Genomic DNA, 15546 nt, shown 5'->3' with positions numbered 1-15546 from the left:
CAACACACCCTTCAGTTTAAGCTTGTATATAATTTCTCGTATTCTTTTGCCGAACGCGACCATGACGAATCTCTCGCCATGCCATTATGGATCAAAGCAGTCCAATGGTCCGGCTTGTAATAGAAAGACAAAGCGCGCGATAACGCTTCAGCGAAATGGATGCCTGCCTTGAAATCGCTTAAAAAGCCCGTTCCTGTCTTATCGTCTTCATTGTATTCATCTACCGTATCGCGCAAGCCACCTGTCCGGTTCGCCACCGGAATCGTTCCATAGCGCATGGAAATCAATTGGCTCAATCCGCACGGTTCAAAATGCGAAGGCATCAGGAAGATGTCCGCGCCTGCGTATAATTGATGGGCAAACGATTCATCAAACCCAAGATGGACGGAGACCTTCCCCGCATAATCCACTTCGAGGCGCTGGAAAAACTCTTCGTAATGCGCTTCTCCTGAACCGAGCAGCACAAACTGGATATCCCCTTCCAGAAATTCAGGCAAGCTTTGTTCGAGCACATCGATCCCTTTCTGTCCCGAAAGCCGCGATACCATCGTCAATAATGGGACATCCGGCTGTTCCGGCAAGCCGCAGCGCTTTTGGATGGCGCGTTTGTTTGCCTGTTTCCCCTCCAACTGGCCTACATTGAAAGTTTGCGCAATGTGTTCATCGGTTTCCGGGTTATAAGCTTCCGTATCGATGCCATTCAATATGCCATGCAAATCCGCTTGACGTTCAATGAGCAGGTTTTCCAAATGTTCCCCGTAAGCTTCCGTCAAGATTTCATCGCGGTAGTTCGGGCTGACAGTCGTCAATTTATCGGCATACAGAATGCCGGTTTTTAAAGAGTTGAAATTTTCGAGCCATGCAACTTGGCCATTTTCGTAAAATCTCTCATCCATGCGGTACTGCTCCAAAAATACGTCTTTCGAAAAATTGCCCTGGAACTGGATATTGTGGATCGTCAGGACGGTTTTCACGTGGCCGGACAACTGCCGGTATTGCGGGTCTTCTTTCAATAGAAACGGCAAAACGGCAGTATGCCAGTCATGGACATGCAGAACATCCGGAACTGTTTCGGAATGCATCAGAAAATCCAACACAGCCCGGCTGAAAAAAGCGTAACGTTCGGCATCATCCGGCCCGTAAATGCTGTCCCGTTCAAAATAAGCATCATTTTCCAAGAACAGGAATTTCACACCCTGTTTAGTGAGTACATGAATTGCATAGGTTTTCTCTTCGCCTTTGAAATGAAAGGAACGCTCATCCACTTTACGGAATTGCTGCTGGTAGCGTTCGTGGATCAAACTGTATTTCGGGATGATGACCTGCACCTCGTGTCCGAGTCGGGCCAATTCCTGCGGCAATGCACCGATTACATCGGCCAAGCCTCCCGCTTTGGCAAAAGGGGCGCATTCCGCAGCGGCCATCACAATCTTCATTGGGAATCCTCCTTCGTGACCCGTTCGCCTTTTCTAAGGACAATCGGCCGGTCAGCTGTGCCGATCAACTTCACGCCTTTTTCGATATAGACTTCTTTGTCAGCGATGACATAAGCGAGTTCGCAATTTTCTTCGATGGTGCATTTCTGCATAATGATGCAACTGTCCAAACTCGCATTAATGCCGACGGTGACTGCCCGGCTGACAATGCTGTTTTTGACCTTCCCCAGAATGGTGCTGCCGTTTGCCATCATCGAGTTCGACACTTTCGACCCGTCAAGGTAACGCGTTGGCGGTTCATCTTTCACTTTTGTATAAATCGGTTCTTTGGGTAAAAATAACAGTCGGCGGTTGTTCTCATCCAATAACCCAAGCGACTCTTTAAAATATTGCTGAATCGAGTCAATGATAGCGAAATACCCCTTGTATTCATAAATACCATACGAATAAGGCGCTTTTTTCAAATTCACTAAATCTTCGATGCTGAGAATGCGCTTTTGTCTATACGAGCGGATTAATTCAAGCATCAACCTGCGCGACAAAATATACGATTTCAAGGACCCACCGGCGCCGACGGCTTCTGTAATGTCTTTGCCGGATGCCAGATGGTGGGCCAGCATTTCTTTATAATCCAATTGCCCGACGACAAAGCTGCTTGTGACCACCACATGGGTTTGACGGCTTTTTTCAAAAAATTGGATGTGCTCTTCAAAATCATGGAATGATCCAACTGTCGCAATTCCGCCGTTTTGATGACTGGTTGGCAGGAAGAATAAGCCTTCTTTACGACGGTCTAAATCCCAGCTTTTCCCAACTCCAATGTGATCAATCAGCGAACCAAAGGGCTGCGAAGCGAAAATGCCGACCGAGTTGATATCCGCGTTCACTATATTCGATAAAGCGAAATCGATCAGGCGGTATCTTCCCGCGAATGGAATCGAAGAGACCGATCGATGAATGGTCAGGTCTTGGAGCCCTGCTACTTTTACAGAAGCGTCCACTGCGGCCATCAAAGTCATTGCTGTCCACTCTCCTTCCATGAATCGACTAAGTCTTGCGTCAATAACGTGATGCCTTCTGCCGGTTCGAGCAGCCGGTAATTTTCTGGAATCGTGATATCCGGCGGAACGATGACCCGGTTCAAATGGGCCCCGCGGCCGATTTTCGTCCCGCTCATCACGACGCTGTCTTCCACGACCGCTTCTTTTTCGACCAGGACATTTTGGAAAATGACCGAATGCCTGACCGTCCCGCTGATGACACAGCCTTCATTGACCATCGAGCCTTGCACACGCCCGGTTTCCGTGATGACTTGCGGCGGCAGCTGGGGATTCGACGAATAGATTCGCCAGGCCGGATCATGCAAGACGAGCCCTGCTGACGGGTCAAGCAGGTCCATATTCGCCTCCCACAAACTGTCGACCGTCCCCACATCTTTCCAGTAGCCCTTGAACGGATACGCCACCATCTTCTTTTGCTCCGACAGCATTTTTGGCAAAATGTCTTTTCCGAAGTCGTGGCTCGATTCCTCATTGCTATTATCCTCTTCCAAGTAATGCTCCAACTTTTTCCAATCAAATACATAAACACCCATGGAGGCGAGATTGCTTTTCGGCTTTTCGGGTTTTTCGTCAAACTCCACGATGTTCATGTCTTCATCCGTGTTGACGATGCCGAAGCGGCTTGCCTCTTCCCATGGCACTTCCAAAACAGAAACGGTGACGTCCGCCTGTTTTTCTTTATGGTATTCCACGAGTTTTTCATAATCCATCTTATAAATATGGTCGCCCGATAAAATCAGGACGTAATCTGGTTCGCAGCTGCTCAAGAAATTGATGTTCTGGTAAATTGCGCTAGCCGTTCCGGCATACCATTTGATGCCGTCGATTTCGGCGTAAGGCGGCAGCATGGTCACCCCGCCTTGATGGCGATCCAAATCCCAGGGCGTGCCGAGCCCGATATAGCGGTGAAGTGCATGCGGCTGGTACTGCGTCAGTACACCGACCGTAGAGATTCCGGAATTGGTACAATTCGATAAAGGGAAATCAATGATCCGGTATTTCCCACCGTATGGAATGGCGGGTTTCGCAATGTCGTATGTCAATGATTTCAAGCGGCTTCCTTGCCCGCCTGCGAGAAGCATAGCAACTACTTTTTCATTCACAACAAGTCACTCCCATCTTTTCTTTTTTTCCAGATGCTCATCGTGAACGGCGGCAAATCAAGCTCTAATGAGAAAGGCTGATTGTCGCACGCAACATCGAGTGTTTCTGCCGCCTGCTGCAAGTGTGCAGCCGTGCCGCCGAATTTTGCTGAATTGGTGGAGAAGACCTCTTCATAGAAGCCTTTTTGCGGAGCGCCGACATGAAAGCGTCCATAACGATGCTCAGAGAAATTGCACAGCACGAGGCATTCGTCTTCCGGCAAAAATCCCCTGCGGATAAAGCTCGCTACGCTTTGTTCATGGTTATCGGCATCGAGCCACATAAAGCCGTCGCGTTCATCGTCGAGTTCAAAAAACGCTTTTTCGCTGCGGTAGAATGCCAGCAATTCTTTCATGAATTCGGCGATCCTTTTATGCTGGGGATCTTCGAGCGACGCCCAGTCGAGTTCCGGCTGGAATTCCCACTCCTCAAAATGGCCGAACTCTTGTCCCATGAACAATAATTTCTTGCCGGGATGCGCCATCCAAAACCCGAACAGCAAGCGCAATTGGAGAAAACGCTCTTCCCTTGTACCCGGCAGCTTATTGAGCAAGGATTTTCGCCCATCCGCTACAGTATCGTGGGAAAAAATGACTTGATAGCGCTCTTCGTATTGATACACCATCGAAAAGTTCATTTTCCCATGCGCTTTCGACCGCTCTGCCGGCGGTGTTTTCATGTATTCGAGCGTGTCATGCATCCAGCCGAAATTCCATTTGTAGTCGTAGCCGACACCGCCGGATTCGACCGGGTGCGTCACTTTCGGATAATGCCAGGCGTCTTCTGCAATCAGCAACTTCTCCGGGTAATGGAGCTTCAAGCTGGCCGTCAGTTTCCTGAGAAAATCCGCCCCTTCCGCGTTATGCGGGCGTTCCTTGATGTTTGGGATGAACAATAGATTAACGAGTGCATCCATGCGGTAGCCGTCGAACTTGAATTCCTCCAGCCAATAATGGGCGCTCGACAAGATGAAACTCACCACTTCGCCTTTATTGATATCAAAATTCAACGTGCCCCAATCCGGGTTCATGCGGCGCGCTTCCCGCGCTTCTTCGTAAAGCAGCCGGCCGTTGAAATTCGCCAAACCGTGCTGGTCCATGCAGAAATGGCCGGGTACCCAATCCAAGATCAATCCGAGGCCATGCTGTGTGCATGCTGAGACGAAATACTTTAAATCATCAGGCGTCCCGTAGCGGCCCGTCGGCGAGAAAAAACCAGTCGTCTGATAGCCCCAGGATTCGTCTAGCGGATGCTCGGTAATCGGCAAAATCTGGATATGCGTGAAGCCCATGTCGATGACGTACGGAATCAACTGATCTGCAATTTCGCGGTACGTATAAAATTCTCCGTTTTCCTTGCGCCGCCACGTGCCGATATGCACTTCGTAAATGGCCATCGCGCGTTCCAGATGCTTGTCGTTGATTGTCTGCTTGCGCTTCAGGACCTCCAGCGGCCAAGCATACTCTCCTGGACCCGAGACGATCGATTTGGTGAACGGCCGTTTCTCGCTTTGCCTTGCATAAGGGTCCGATTTCCACAGCACTTCGCCCCTTGGCGTCCGGAGTGCATATTCATAAAGCTGGCCTTCCAAATTCTCCGGGATGCTCACTCCCCAAATGCTCGTGTCATGCGGATGCCGCTCCAACGGATAAGTCGAGGTGTCTTCCGTATCCGGATTCACGCAGACGACATCGATGCCTTCAATGTCCGGAGCCCAAACCGAAAATGTCGTTTCTTTTCCAAATGCATGTGCGCCGAAATACAAATAGCCATCCACCATCTGTCCTTCATGAAAAGCTTGCAGCCGTTCTTTCGTCCATGTATTCAACAAAAATTCCATGCAGCGCCTCCTTTTGGCCAAAACCAAGTTTAGTTTCTATTCTACATTTGAAATGTAAAGTCCTTGTTAAGATGCCGGCCGCTGCCAAGAAATTCCACAATCCACTTGAATGTCGCAATGTCTTCATATTTTTCGCTGCCTAACGGCTTGTCGTAAGCCGCGGTTTGGAATAGGCTAAAGAAAGACCAGCTTCAACATAGAAAGGACGCGAAATTTTTGCGAGCCCAAACTTATTTACTAAGCTTTTTGCTGATTGGCATCTTGTTTTTAGCTGCCTGCGGACAAGGCATAGACGACCCATTGAATTGGGAAACAGAAGAATTTACTTTCACTGACCATAATAATGAAGATTTCGGATCCAGCGACCTCGAAGGAAAAGTCTGGCTGGCCGATTTTGTCTTCACCAATTGCACGACTGTCTGCCTGCCGATGATGGCGAATATGAAAGGCGTCCAGGAAGAACTTCAGGCACAAGGGCTGGACGTGGAAATCGTTTCATTCAGCGTAGACCCGACCGTCGACACGCCCGAAACTTTGAAATCCTATGCGGAAAGCTACGAGGTCGATTTGACCAGCTGGCATATGCTCACGGGCTACTCCCAGGAAGAAATCGCCGACTTTGCGCTTGAGAACTTCAAAGCGATTGCCCAAAAGCCACAAGATGACGATCAAGTCATCCATGGCACTTCGTTTTATTTGATCGACCACGAAGGCGTCATCATGAAAGATTATGATGGACTGAATCCGCCGGTTGAAGACATCGTCCGCGATGCGGAGATCCTCGTCGAGGAGGCGGAAGGATGAAACGCAAACCGTTAGTCATCGCTGCCGCATTCGTGCTCGTTGCTGTTGCAGCTGCCTGGTTTTTCATGCCCCAAGAAAACGAACCTTCCGCACAAAGCCGGATCGTGCTCGAACATACACATCGTACGTTTATTGCACCGTCTTGCTTCGAACAATCCGACCCGACGAATTTCCTGGAAGAGTCGACGCTCGGCCATGCACAGGAATTGAATTACCCGCCGCATTCCGAATGTACGGAAAAAGCGTTCGAAAGCAACCAGGACAGCCCTGCAGTCCGGTTGTTGAAAGAACTTGGGCTGATGGAAAAAACACAAACCGATTGGTAATTGACAGGGCTGCGGCTCTGTCTTTTGTTATTTCAGCAAGCGCACGCAGACGGGCGTGACCGTGTCGGCCACATCAACCGTCTCGCCCGGCATGCCGTCTTTCCCGATGTTTTTGACGGCGATCGTTCCCGATTTTTCATGCGCGATAACGATCCACGGGCTGTTAGGCACGAGCAGGAAATGACGCGGCCCCGCCCCGCCGGCATCCGCATAGCCAATCGATTCCAATAAGCCTTCTGCGACCCGAAATACCGCTATGCTGTCATGGCCTCGATTTGAAACATAGACAAAGCGCCCGTCTCCCGATACGGCAATTTCAGCGGAAGTGTTGGTTCCTGTAAAATGTTCCGGCAGTGCTGAAATGTTCTGCACTTCTTTCAAGCCCTTGCCTTCTAGCGCATAAACGGAAACGGTCGAATCGAGTTCATTCACCCCGTAAGCGAAAGCTTGGGAGGGATGAAACGCGAGATGCCTTGGCCCTGCACCGGGTGCCGTCTTGGTCACGGCTTCCTGTTCAAGCATTCCTGAATGCAGATCGAGACGGTAGCGGACAATTGCGTCCATTCCAAGGTCGGAGACGAAAAAGCGATTCGTTCCCGGCAATTGAAAGGCCGAGTGCGGATGGGCGGCGTCTTGCCGATCCGCATTGGCCCCGCTTCCTTTATGGCGCTTGGAATCGGTCATTTCGCCGATCGACCCGTCTGCAGAAAGTGGATGAACCGTGACGTGCGCCCCGGAATACGTGACGGAAACCGCCCACTGCCCGTCTTCATCGATTGCAATATGGGCAGGATGGTCGCCTCCCGCTTTTTGTCGATTCAGTTCTTGAATCAAGCCTTTTTGAGGGTTCAGCCAATAGGCGACCACTTCTCCGTCACCCGTTTCGCTGACAGCCACAAAGCTGGTGCCGTTTGGATGGACCGCCAGGAATGAAGGGCGCTCCACTCCCGACACCTCTGCTCGTTTTGTCAATTTCCCTGTAGCGGGCTCTAATTCCCACAGCGTGATGCCCGCCTGTTCAGCGGCCGCATAGGATCCGCTCAATATGTATGTGCTGCTCATCCTATTCCCCCTTTTATCGTCTTCGGCTTTTTGCTTTCTCCATTGACTCCCAAAGCCGCACTTGAAGATTTCCTTTACTTTTTCATTACCCCTTCCAATTCACCGATGCAATGCGGTAAAGTGATGAAGTGAAAACTTATATTATTCTAATCAGAAAGAGAGTGGTCGCGTTGAATTTCCCTTTGTCCGTCCGTGAGAAAAGCATTGTCTGCACAGGTTTTATGGGAGCCGGAAAAACGACAGTCGGCAAATTATTGGCACGCCGGCTGTACCGCGATTTTATTGATATCGATGAAGAAATCGAAAAAGCTTTCGGCTTGCCGATTCCCGAAATCTTCAGCGCCCATGGCGAAAAGGTCTTCCGCGACAAAGAGCGGGAACTGATCCAGGCTTTTGGCAGCCAGCCCTTGCTTGTCATCTCGGTCGGCGGAGGCGCTTTTCTCCAGGAAGAAAACCGCAATCATTGCCTCGCCAATTGCACGGTCCTGTATTTCGATATCTCCTGGGATTCCTGGAAAGAACGCATTCATGTGTTGACAGAAACGCGGCCGCTCCTGAAAAATAAGACCTTACAGGAAATGGAGCAGCTTTTTCGCGAGCGCCAATCGATTTATGCAGCCAACCACTCCCAGTTTCAAGTCGATGAGTTCGAAGCCACGGAAGCTGCCGAGTATTTGGCCGATTCGTTGAAAATGTCCTGGGATATCCATGCGCCGCAAGCTTGACAGATGCACAAAAACCCGCCATTCAGCACTTGAATGGCGGGTTTCCTATTATCCATATTGCGCTTTCGCAAGGTCGAATAAGCCCGCTTTTTTCAAATAGCTTTCCGGCGCCAAAAACGTCACGGTGACCACCCCTGGATGGCGGCCGATCTCGATCGAGCCGGTCACTGTGGCACGGTTCATGATTTCCGGTACTGTGACGCCGAACAAATCCGCCGCGCGCTGCATGCCGTTTTCCGTCGCATCATTCAAGGTCGGCCCGGACCCGACAAATGAAACCGGCCATGAATCTTCCAGTTTTTCAACGCCGAAGCGCTCAGCGAGTTTTTGGGCCGATGCTTTTTCAGCTTCCGTGAACGGCTTTGCGGTATAGGGCAAATCTTCAACGTTCGGAAACAAAATCGGCCCCGCATTCCCAAGCCCTTTCAACACATGCACTTGCAAATGGCTGATGCCCGATACATCGGAAGTATGCCCGGCAATTTCACCGTCGCCTTGCATGGCATGCATATCGCCCAAATAGACACCGCCGCCTTTTGTTTTGACCGGGCATACGAGCACTGCGCCGGCGCGTACACGGCTGATATCCATATGGCCGTCGGTCCGGTGCGTTTCGAGCTCTTCCTGTGTGCTCGTGTATTCGTGCGGCGCCCCGACAAGAAACGACCCAAAATCACCCGCATTGTGCGAGTCGGGCGTCGGGCGGGACGGTGTCGTGCCGAGCTGTCCGAGAAATGGGCGCATGCGCGCGATCGTGCCGACCAAATCATGCGGCGCGAATGTGACCACGGGGTTCTGCACCGAATGTTCAGGTGTTTTCATGTATTCTTTGCCGTCTTGCGCAATGGTTTCTGCTGCTTGTTTCGATACCGTAATGCCGACATCGCCTTTGTCGCTGAAGGTCATCGTGTAGCCATGCGTAAATTCGAACGGGCTGACGTCTTCACCGCAATTGGCGCAGCGAATCGCTCCGCTGCCGACGCCTTTGATGACCGTTTCCGGGTACAATGTCCCGCAGCCTGGGCATTTCACAGCCACAAACGGATCGCCCAGGAAGCGCCCTTCAATCGGCTTGTCATTTCCAGAAGCCGTAGCAAGCGAGGTCACTTCAATCGACTTGATGCGGATGACGATCGCATCGCCCGGTTCCGCACCTTCGACGTAAACCGGCTGCGTCACTTCGTGGCCGCCCCGGATACACGGCGTGATCATCGGCCCCCAACATCCCGGGGCAGTGTGCGCGATAATATGCCCACCGTCTTTCACGGGGCCGAGCATTTCCTTATCAGGGTCGAGGACTCCATTGACATAACGGTTGACCAGCAGGGTATCGACAGCATTCTCAAGCATTGGACAGCCTCCCTTTTCTATATTTTCTAAATTATATGACAAAAGGACTCCATTTTCAATGAAGATCCAAAAACGCCCGAAGAACCGGCAGGCTCTTCGGGCGTTTTTTTCAACTCCAGAAATACAATAAAGACTGGACGAATAGTTGGATCATGACATAGAAAGCAATGGCAAACTTCAAATTGAAACGCAAGCCATTGCGGACGCCGCTCAAGCCGTTGACGCTGCTCAAGATGATCACCGGCATGACGAACGGCGACAGAATAATCGAGATGACGCTGCCTGAGGTCACCGCAAGCACAATCAGCTCCGGCGGAAACGGCAGCACTGCCGATTCCAACACACCCGTTACCAGAACGATGACCGGCAGCGGCCCGAGACCGATAAAGCCCAAAAAGATGACGATGAACGGAATCAGGAACAGCAAATTCAAGAACGGCACATGGCCGGTCAAATAATTCATCGCACCGATGACGTAATCGCCGACTGCCGATTGATTGAGCGCATAGATGAGCAAGCCTGCCGCAAGCAGGATGCTGAACTGCTGGGCTTGCTTCGAGACGCCTTCCTTGTAATAAATCGCCGCTTCCCGCGCATAACTTCCTGTCCGCCTTTTGAGCAGGAAATACAGGAAGGTCCAGACCAGGATGACCAGCGGTATGACGACGAGAAAGTCAGTGCCCGTCCATTCGTGAAGGATGAAAATCGTGCCGAACAGCGAGATGAACAGAAAAGCGAATTCAGCGACGTCTTTGTTCCAACTGCCCGCATTCCGCGAGTTCGCCACTGCTTTATCGATTTCATTCGTCAGCACGGCCGAGAAATCCTTGCCGTAGCGTTTCTCATCCGCCGTCGCAAAGGCCACCGACAGCATAGTCCCGGCGATGGCTGCGCCGAGGCCGAGCAGCATCGACTTCCATAACACCGCATCCATCGCGCCGACTGCAAAGATAAAGCTCGGGATGCTGATAACCCACATGGTCGACAAGGCGAAGCCGCGCAAAATCGCCGTGCCCTTGTAATTTTCCCACGCTTCGTCTTTATGATCTTTCAAAAACGAATCGATGAACCTGTACATCATCGGCACGACCCCGAACAACAGGAAATGCGAGATGATTTGCGTCATTCCCATCAGCCCTGCGTAAAAGGTTTGGCTCTTGTTCAGCCATTTATTGCCGAAGCTCATGATTTCTTCTATGTAAGGCTCTTCCCTCAGCACCCAGCTGATCATCGGCACGATCAGCAACAAGGCGATCAAGCTTTCCATCTGGACCAGCGCCATAGCTAGATCCTGCCAGAAATTCGGGCTCGTCGCCCACAGCACAGCGATCGCCGTAACAGCCAAAAAAGTTTGCAACTGCAATTTGCGGAGAGGCAGGACGCCAAAAGCAAACGCCAAACTCAAAAACCCGGCAATCGGCAAGAATGACTCTGTCCATGGGTTGGCCTGAAAATAATGGATGAAATGAAGAACGGCATAAACAAGCACAGATAAAGTGAATCCTTTTTTTGCCAATGCCTTCATCTGCAAGCCCTCCTTCCGTATATAGAAAATAGTTTTAAACACATACCGACTATTCTACACCTTTTGCTTTCCCACTGCGGCTCTAGAGGCTTTCTATTCTTCAGAAACTCCAGATTTTCATTTTCTAGAAAAACTTTTTTGAATAATTTGTTTACTGAAACCCAATAAGTGGAAGGTAAAGAGTAAGAAATATAATTATTTTGATAGTAGTTTTTATTTTCAGTCATTTCTATGATATGCTCTAGCCACACGGAGAACGCCCCTTACCAGACACTCAGCATTTGCGGGTTCTAAAGGGTTGATTCACGCTTAGATCCGCCATTTCCAACGGGTGGATTGCCATCGATATTTAATTCTACTGGAGGGCTAGCAATGGGAATCACAAGAAGTTTTTTTATCGCATTATCCAATAACCGGCTATTGAACAGCGGAGCCAAAAAATGGGGATTTCAGCTAGGCGCCGCAAAAGTCGTTGCTGGAACTGATATTCCAAATATGATGGCGTCCGTCCGCGATTTGAACAAAGACGGGATTTCTGCGACGATTGACCGGCTCGGGGAATTCGTCACCAGCCGCGAAGAAGCGGTACAAGCAAAAAACGAAATCATCCAGACGACTGAAACCATCACCGAAGCAGGCGTAGATGCCCATTTATCCGTTAAATTGACGCAAATCGGGCTCGATATCGACGAACAGTTCTGTTTGGAGAATATCAGGGAAATTGCGGCTGAAGCCGAGCAACGCGGAATTTACGTTAACTTAGATATGGAAAATTATGAGCATCTTCAGCCCACACTCGATATATTGCATACCTTAAGAAAAGAGTTCGACAGTGTCGGCACAGTCATCCAGGCTTATCTATTTCGCTCGGAGCAAGACTTGGATGCACTTCAAGATGTCAGGCTGCGCCTCGTGAAAGGGGCTTATCAGGAAAGTGAGCAAGTGGCGTACCAGTCCGCAGAGGAAGTTGACGCCAATTTCCTCAAGCTCATCAAGTTGCGGCTTGACCAGCCCGTGTTCACATCGATTGCCACCCACGACCACCATATCATCAATGCGGCGATCGACTATATTAAAGAACAAGGCATTCCAAAAGACCGCTTCGAATTTCAGATGCTCTACGGTTTCCGTACGGATTTGTTGAAGGAGCTGTCGGAAGAATACCAGGTGACGTCCTATGTCCCGTTCGGCAAAGACTGGTACGGCTACTTCATGAGGCGGCTTGCCGAACGCCCGCAGAACATTCAATTGGTGTTAAAAGGCGCGCTCTCCAAATCTTCATAACACCAAAAAGCAGCCCGGGTTTTTAATCCGGGCTGCTTTTTCTTTGCTATTCAAGCGGTCGCGCATAGACTGGCGGCAACTCCGCCAATAAGCGTTTCCGGTACTGCTCGTATTGCTTCGGCAATTTCAGTTCCTCACCAAGCGCGTCCGGGCTTTCGTCGATCGTGAAGCCTGGCGGGTCGGTCGCAATTTCAAACAGCAGATCGCCGTATTCACGGAAATAAATCGACCGGAAATAATTGCGGTCCTGGACTGGCGTGACTCCCAGCCCGTATGCTTCGATCCGGTTTTTCCATTCCAGTTGATCGACGTCATCGTCTGCACGGAATGCGATGTGATGGACAGTGCCGACACCCATCTGGCCAGTGCCGACACGGGTCTGTTTAATATCCAATATGTTCCCAAGCTCGCCGTCCGAGACAAAACGGGCATAATCGCCTTGCTCTTCTTGGCGGACAAAGCCGATCACTTCTTCCAATAACTCAGCAGTTTTGGCCGCATTGGCCGTAAACAATACAGCCCCGGCAAAGCCTTTGATGGCATTGTCTGGTGTAATGCCGCCTCCAGTCCATTCGCTCGCTTCGCCTGTTTTGCGTTCGACCAATTCCAGCTGAAGGCCGTGCGGGTCTTCAAAACGCAAATACGACTCGCCAAAGCGCATTTGCTCTTCAAACGAAACATCATGGCTTTCCAGGCGGCTGCGCCAAAATGCGAGAGCGCCTTCAGGGACAGCGAAAGCCGTGATGCCGACTTGGCCGTCCCCCACTTTCCCTTGATAAGCTTTGCCCCACGGGAAAAAGGTCATGATGGTACCAGGCGATCCCTGGTCGTTTCCGAAATACAAATGGTACGTACCCGGATCGTCGAAGTTCACCGTTTTCTTGACAAGGCGCATGCCGAGCACCCCAGCGTAAAAATCGGTGTTTTCCTGCGCTTCCCCGACGATAGCTGTAATGTGATGAATGCCTTGCGTTCTTTCGCCCATGTATATTCTCTCCCTCTTTTTCGACATGACTATCATATCATGACAAGCGATATTGCATGCAACCTTCAATCAGTGCGCTCTTCTTTTGCTTCGTGGCGCTGTTTAATCGTTAGTTTTTTCGCTTTTTCCAATTCCTCTTTCTGCCTCTCCTTGCTTTCTTCGATGTCCTCTTTCTCGCGGCGCTCTTTTTCCTGCTGCTCTGGAGAGTAATCTTCATCATCTTCGACAATGTCCTTCTGGTTTTCCTTCATTTCTTCGACTTTTTCCATTTCTTCTTCGTACTGCTCCTCGACTTCCGTCGTCGAAGGCAAGAACGGCTCCTCATTATAATCGGTGCGTTTTCCGTAGCGCAGCATCTCATAGATGATCATGCCGTTATTTGGCATGCCGTTCGCCGTTTTCATCGGCACTGCGTCAAACAGCACGAAATAGAAACCGTAGAACACAAACCGGTTCCAGAATGTCTCGTATTGGTCCAACACCCCGTTGGCGACTAGCGCGTTGATAACGAATGCCACAATCACATTCGCTAAAATCGGCCCAGCATACAGCATGATATATGCGAATTTGCTTTGCCTTCTCAAATCATCATAGGCAAACCAACTGTATAAGTGATAATATTTTCTCACGTCAAACATGCCGATCTTGAAGACTCGGGGACCTGAACCGATTGTTAAACGCGGATTCTTCGCGCCAAGCAAGGCACTGACGATTAAATAGCCCGCTTCTCGGATAAAGACAACGACCGGTAATATGATGAATGCAGATATGACCAGTGCTATCAAATCACTCAATCCGAACATGAAAACCCCTCCTTCAACTCTTAAAATGACCCATCGGCCTCTCATCTAAATACCCGATTTGGCCGGCGGCGAACCTCCAAAACCTTACAGTTCCGTTTCAATTTCATGACAGTTAATCTTTTGAGGAGCAGGTGGGCACGTGATAGGATGACAATAAGCTTGATTGAAATTTCGGTGTAATTGCCGCATAGAGGATGGAATTCATGAAACGCAACCAATCCATTTCAAAAAAAATACTCGCCCTTCTTGCAGCGGTGTTTTTAGCCTCTGCCGGATTCGTGCTGGCCAGTCGTTTAACGGAAGAGCCAACAGCCGCTCCGATTATCGGCTCAGCGATTTACAGCCCGCCTCCGAATTTCGCGGAAGTCGCTTCCCATGTCGAGGTCGTCAAAGACATCCGTTACCATGCGTCCGACAATGCCTTGATGGACTTTTACTACCCAGCAGACGCCACTGGCCCCTTGCCGGTGATTTTATGGGTCCACGGCGGCGGCTTTATCGGCGGCTCCAAAGACAGCCGCCAGGATTATGGCATGACGCTGGCGAATGCGGGCTATCTGGTCGCCAATATTGACTATGCACTGGCGCCTGGCCAATTGTACCCGGGACCTGTCATCCAGGCGAATGAAGCCTTGAAGTTTTTGAGCGGATCCGCCGCACAATATGGCGGCGATATGGAAAGGATTTTTGTCGGCGGTGATTCCGCCGGCGCGCAGATCGCCAGCCAACTGGCCGCCCTGCAGACCAATCCGGATCTTGCTGAAACGATGGGCTTATCGCCAGCCGTTTCTTCGGCACAAATGCGCGGGGCCTTACTATTCTGCGGGTTGTATGATATGGCAACTGTCCGTGAATCTGGCTTCCCGAACATCGACTTCTTCCTGAATGCCTATACGGGAACGGAAAGTTTTGAGACATTCGGAAACATCCACGAAATGTCGACCATCCAGCACGTAACGCCTGCTTACCCGGACGTCTTCATTTCAGCTGGAGATGCCGATCCCCTTGAGCCGCAATCAGTTGCACTCGCCGATAGCCTGCGCCTCAAAGGGGTCGATGTCACCGATGTCTTCTTCCGCGGCACCGATAAGAACTTGAAGCATGAATATCAATACGCCTTGGACACGAACGACGGCCAGGAAACCCTCCAGAAAACATTGGATTTCCTGCTCGAAAAAAGCCGGGCGCAAAAATAAAAGCTG

14 protein-coding genes are annotated in these 15546 nt (G+C 50.5%); 5 read left to right on the top strand and 9 right to left on the bottom strand.

Annotated elements, in window-relative coordinates; all coding sequences use genetic code 11:
- Positions 1-11 precede the first annotated feature (11 nt).
- Genes AB9R92_RS06730 through glgB form a run of 4 tightly spaced genes read right to left on the bottom strand, consistent with a single transcriptional unit; the run spans position 12 to position 5480 of the window.
- Entirely contained in the window at positions 12-1436 is a 1425-nt protein-coding gene (locus AB9R92_RS06730) for a glycogen synthase (RefSeq protein WP_370668690.1), read from the bottom strand.
- Positions 1433-2455 carry a GlgC family sugar phosphate nucleotidyltransferase gene (locus AB9R92_RS06725; protein WP_370668689.1) on the bottom strand — a complete coding sequence of 341 codons (1023 nt, stop codon included), beginning with the start codon at positions 2453-2455 and terminating at the stop codon, positions 1433-1435. The genes AB9R92_RS06730 and AB9R92_RS06725 overlap by 4 nt, the downstream gene beginning before the upstream one ends.
- Positions 2452-3600, bottom strand: coding sequence for a glucose-1-phosphate adenylyltransferase (locus AB9R92_RS06720; protein WP_370668688.1), 1149 nt, complete (start codon positions 3598-3600; stop codon positions 2452-2454). Before AB9R92_RS06720 ends, AB9R92_RS06725 begins: the two co-directional genes overlap by 4 nt.
- Complete coding sequence (gene glgB, locus AB9R92_RS06715) at positions 3597-5480, bottom strand: 1,4-alpha-glucan branching protein GlgB (protein WP_370668687.1); 1884 nt, start codon at positions 5478-5480, stop codon at positions 3597-3599. The genes AB9R92_RS06720 and glgB overlap by 4 nt, the downstream gene beginning before the upstream one ends.
- Positions 5481-5696: 216 nt before the next feature.
- Between glgB and AB9R92_RS06710 the strand changes: the two genes are divergently transcribed.
- The gene (locus AB9R92_RS06710) at positions 5697-6284 is read left to right on the top strand and encodes an SCO family protein (protein ID WP_370668686.1); all 588 of its coding nucleotides are present in this window, start codon (positions 5697-5699) and stop codon (positions 6282-6284) included.
- Positions 6281-6610 carry a hypothetical protein gene (locus AB9R92_RS06705; RefSeq protein WP_370668685.1) on the top strand — a complete coding sequence of 110 codons (330 nt, stop codon included), beginning with the start codon at positions 6281-6283 and terminating at the stop codon, positions 6608-6610. The genes AB9R92_RS06710 and AB9R92_RS06705 overlap by 4 nt, the downstream gene beginning before the upstream one ends.
- 27 nt (positions 6611-6637) lie before the next feature.
- Here AB9R92_RS06705 and AB9R92_RS06700 read toward each other — a convergent pair whose 3' ends face one another.
- Positions 6638-7672, bottom strand: coding sequence for a lactonase family protein (locus AB9R92_RS06700; RefSeq protein WP_370668684.1), 1035 nt, complete (start codon positions 7670-7672; stop codon positions 6638-6640).
- 221 nt (positions 7673-7893) lie between these two features.
- Between AB9R92_RS06700 and AB9R92_RS06695 the strand changes: the two genes are divergently transcribed.
- Entirely contained in the window at positions 7894-8397 is a 504-nt protein-coding gene (locus AB9R92_RS06695) for a shikimate kinase (protein ID WP_370668768.1), read from the top strand.
- A gap of 48 nt (positions 8398-8445) precedes the next feature.
- Here the strand turns inward: AB9R92_RS06695 and AB9R92_RS06690 are convergent, their stop codons facing one another.
- Together AB9R92_RS06690 and AB9R92_RS06685 are read right to left on the bottom strand one after the other, a co-directional pair.
- Positions 8446-9747 (bottom strand): acetamidase/formamidase family protein, encoded by a 1302-nt coding sequence (locus AB9R92_RS06690; RefSeq protein ID WP_370668683.1) that lies wholly within the window; start codon positions 9745-9747, stop codon positions 8446-8448.
- A gap of 109 nt (positions 9748-9856) precedes the next feature.
- The gene (locus AB9R92_RS06685; protein ID WP_370668682.1) at positions 9857-11272 is read right to left on the bottom strand and encodes a hypothetical protein; all 1416 of its coding nucleotides are present in this window, start codon (positions 11270-11272) and stop codon (positions 9857-9859) included.
- Positions 11273-11644: 372 nt separating this feature from the next.
- On the opposite strand from AB9R92_RS06685, the gene AB9R92_RS06680 reads away from it, so the two are divergent.
- On the top strand, positions 11645-12556 hold the full coding sequence (locus AB9R92_RS06680; RefSeq protein WP_370668681.1) for a proline dehydrogenase family protein: 912 nt from the start codon (positions 11645-11647) through the stop codon (positions 12554-12556).
- A 46-nt stretch (positions 12557-12602) separates the two neighbouring features.
- Here the strand turns inward: AB9R92_RS06680 and AB9R92_RS06675 are convergent, their stop codons facing one another.
- On the bottom strand, positions 12603-13541 hold the full coding sequence (locus tag AB9R92_RS06675; protein WP_370668680.1) for a ring-cleaving dioxygenase: 939 nt from the start codon (positions 13539-13541) through the stop codon (positions 12603-12605).
- A gap of 65 nt (positions 13542-13606) precedes the next feature.
- Positions 13607-14344 carry a hypothetical protein gene (locus tag AB9R92_RS06670; RefSeq protein WP_370668679.1) on the bottom strand — a complete coding sequence of 246 codons (738 nt, stop codon included), beginning with the start codon at positions 14342-14344 and terminating at the stop codon, positions 13607-13609.
- Positions 14345-14547: 203 nt separating this feature from the next.
- On the opposite strand from AB9R92_RS06670, the gene AB9R92_RS06665 reads away from it, so the two are divergent.
- On the top strand, positions 14548-15540 hold the full coding sequence (locus tag AB9R92_RS06665; protein WP_370668678.1) for an alpha/beta hydrolase: 993 nt from the start codon (positions 14548-14550) through the stop codon (positions 15538-15540).
- Positions 15541-15546: the final 6 nt, after the last annotated feature.

The sequence above is a fragment of the Planococcus sp. SSTMD024 genome (genome assembly GCF_041320495.1).
Lineage (GTDB): Bacteria > Bacillota > Bacilli > Bacillales_A > Planococcaceae > Planococcus.
The sequence above is the reverse complement of the archived record's forward strand: the minus strand, read 5'-3'. Positions and strand labels throughout refer to the sequence as shown.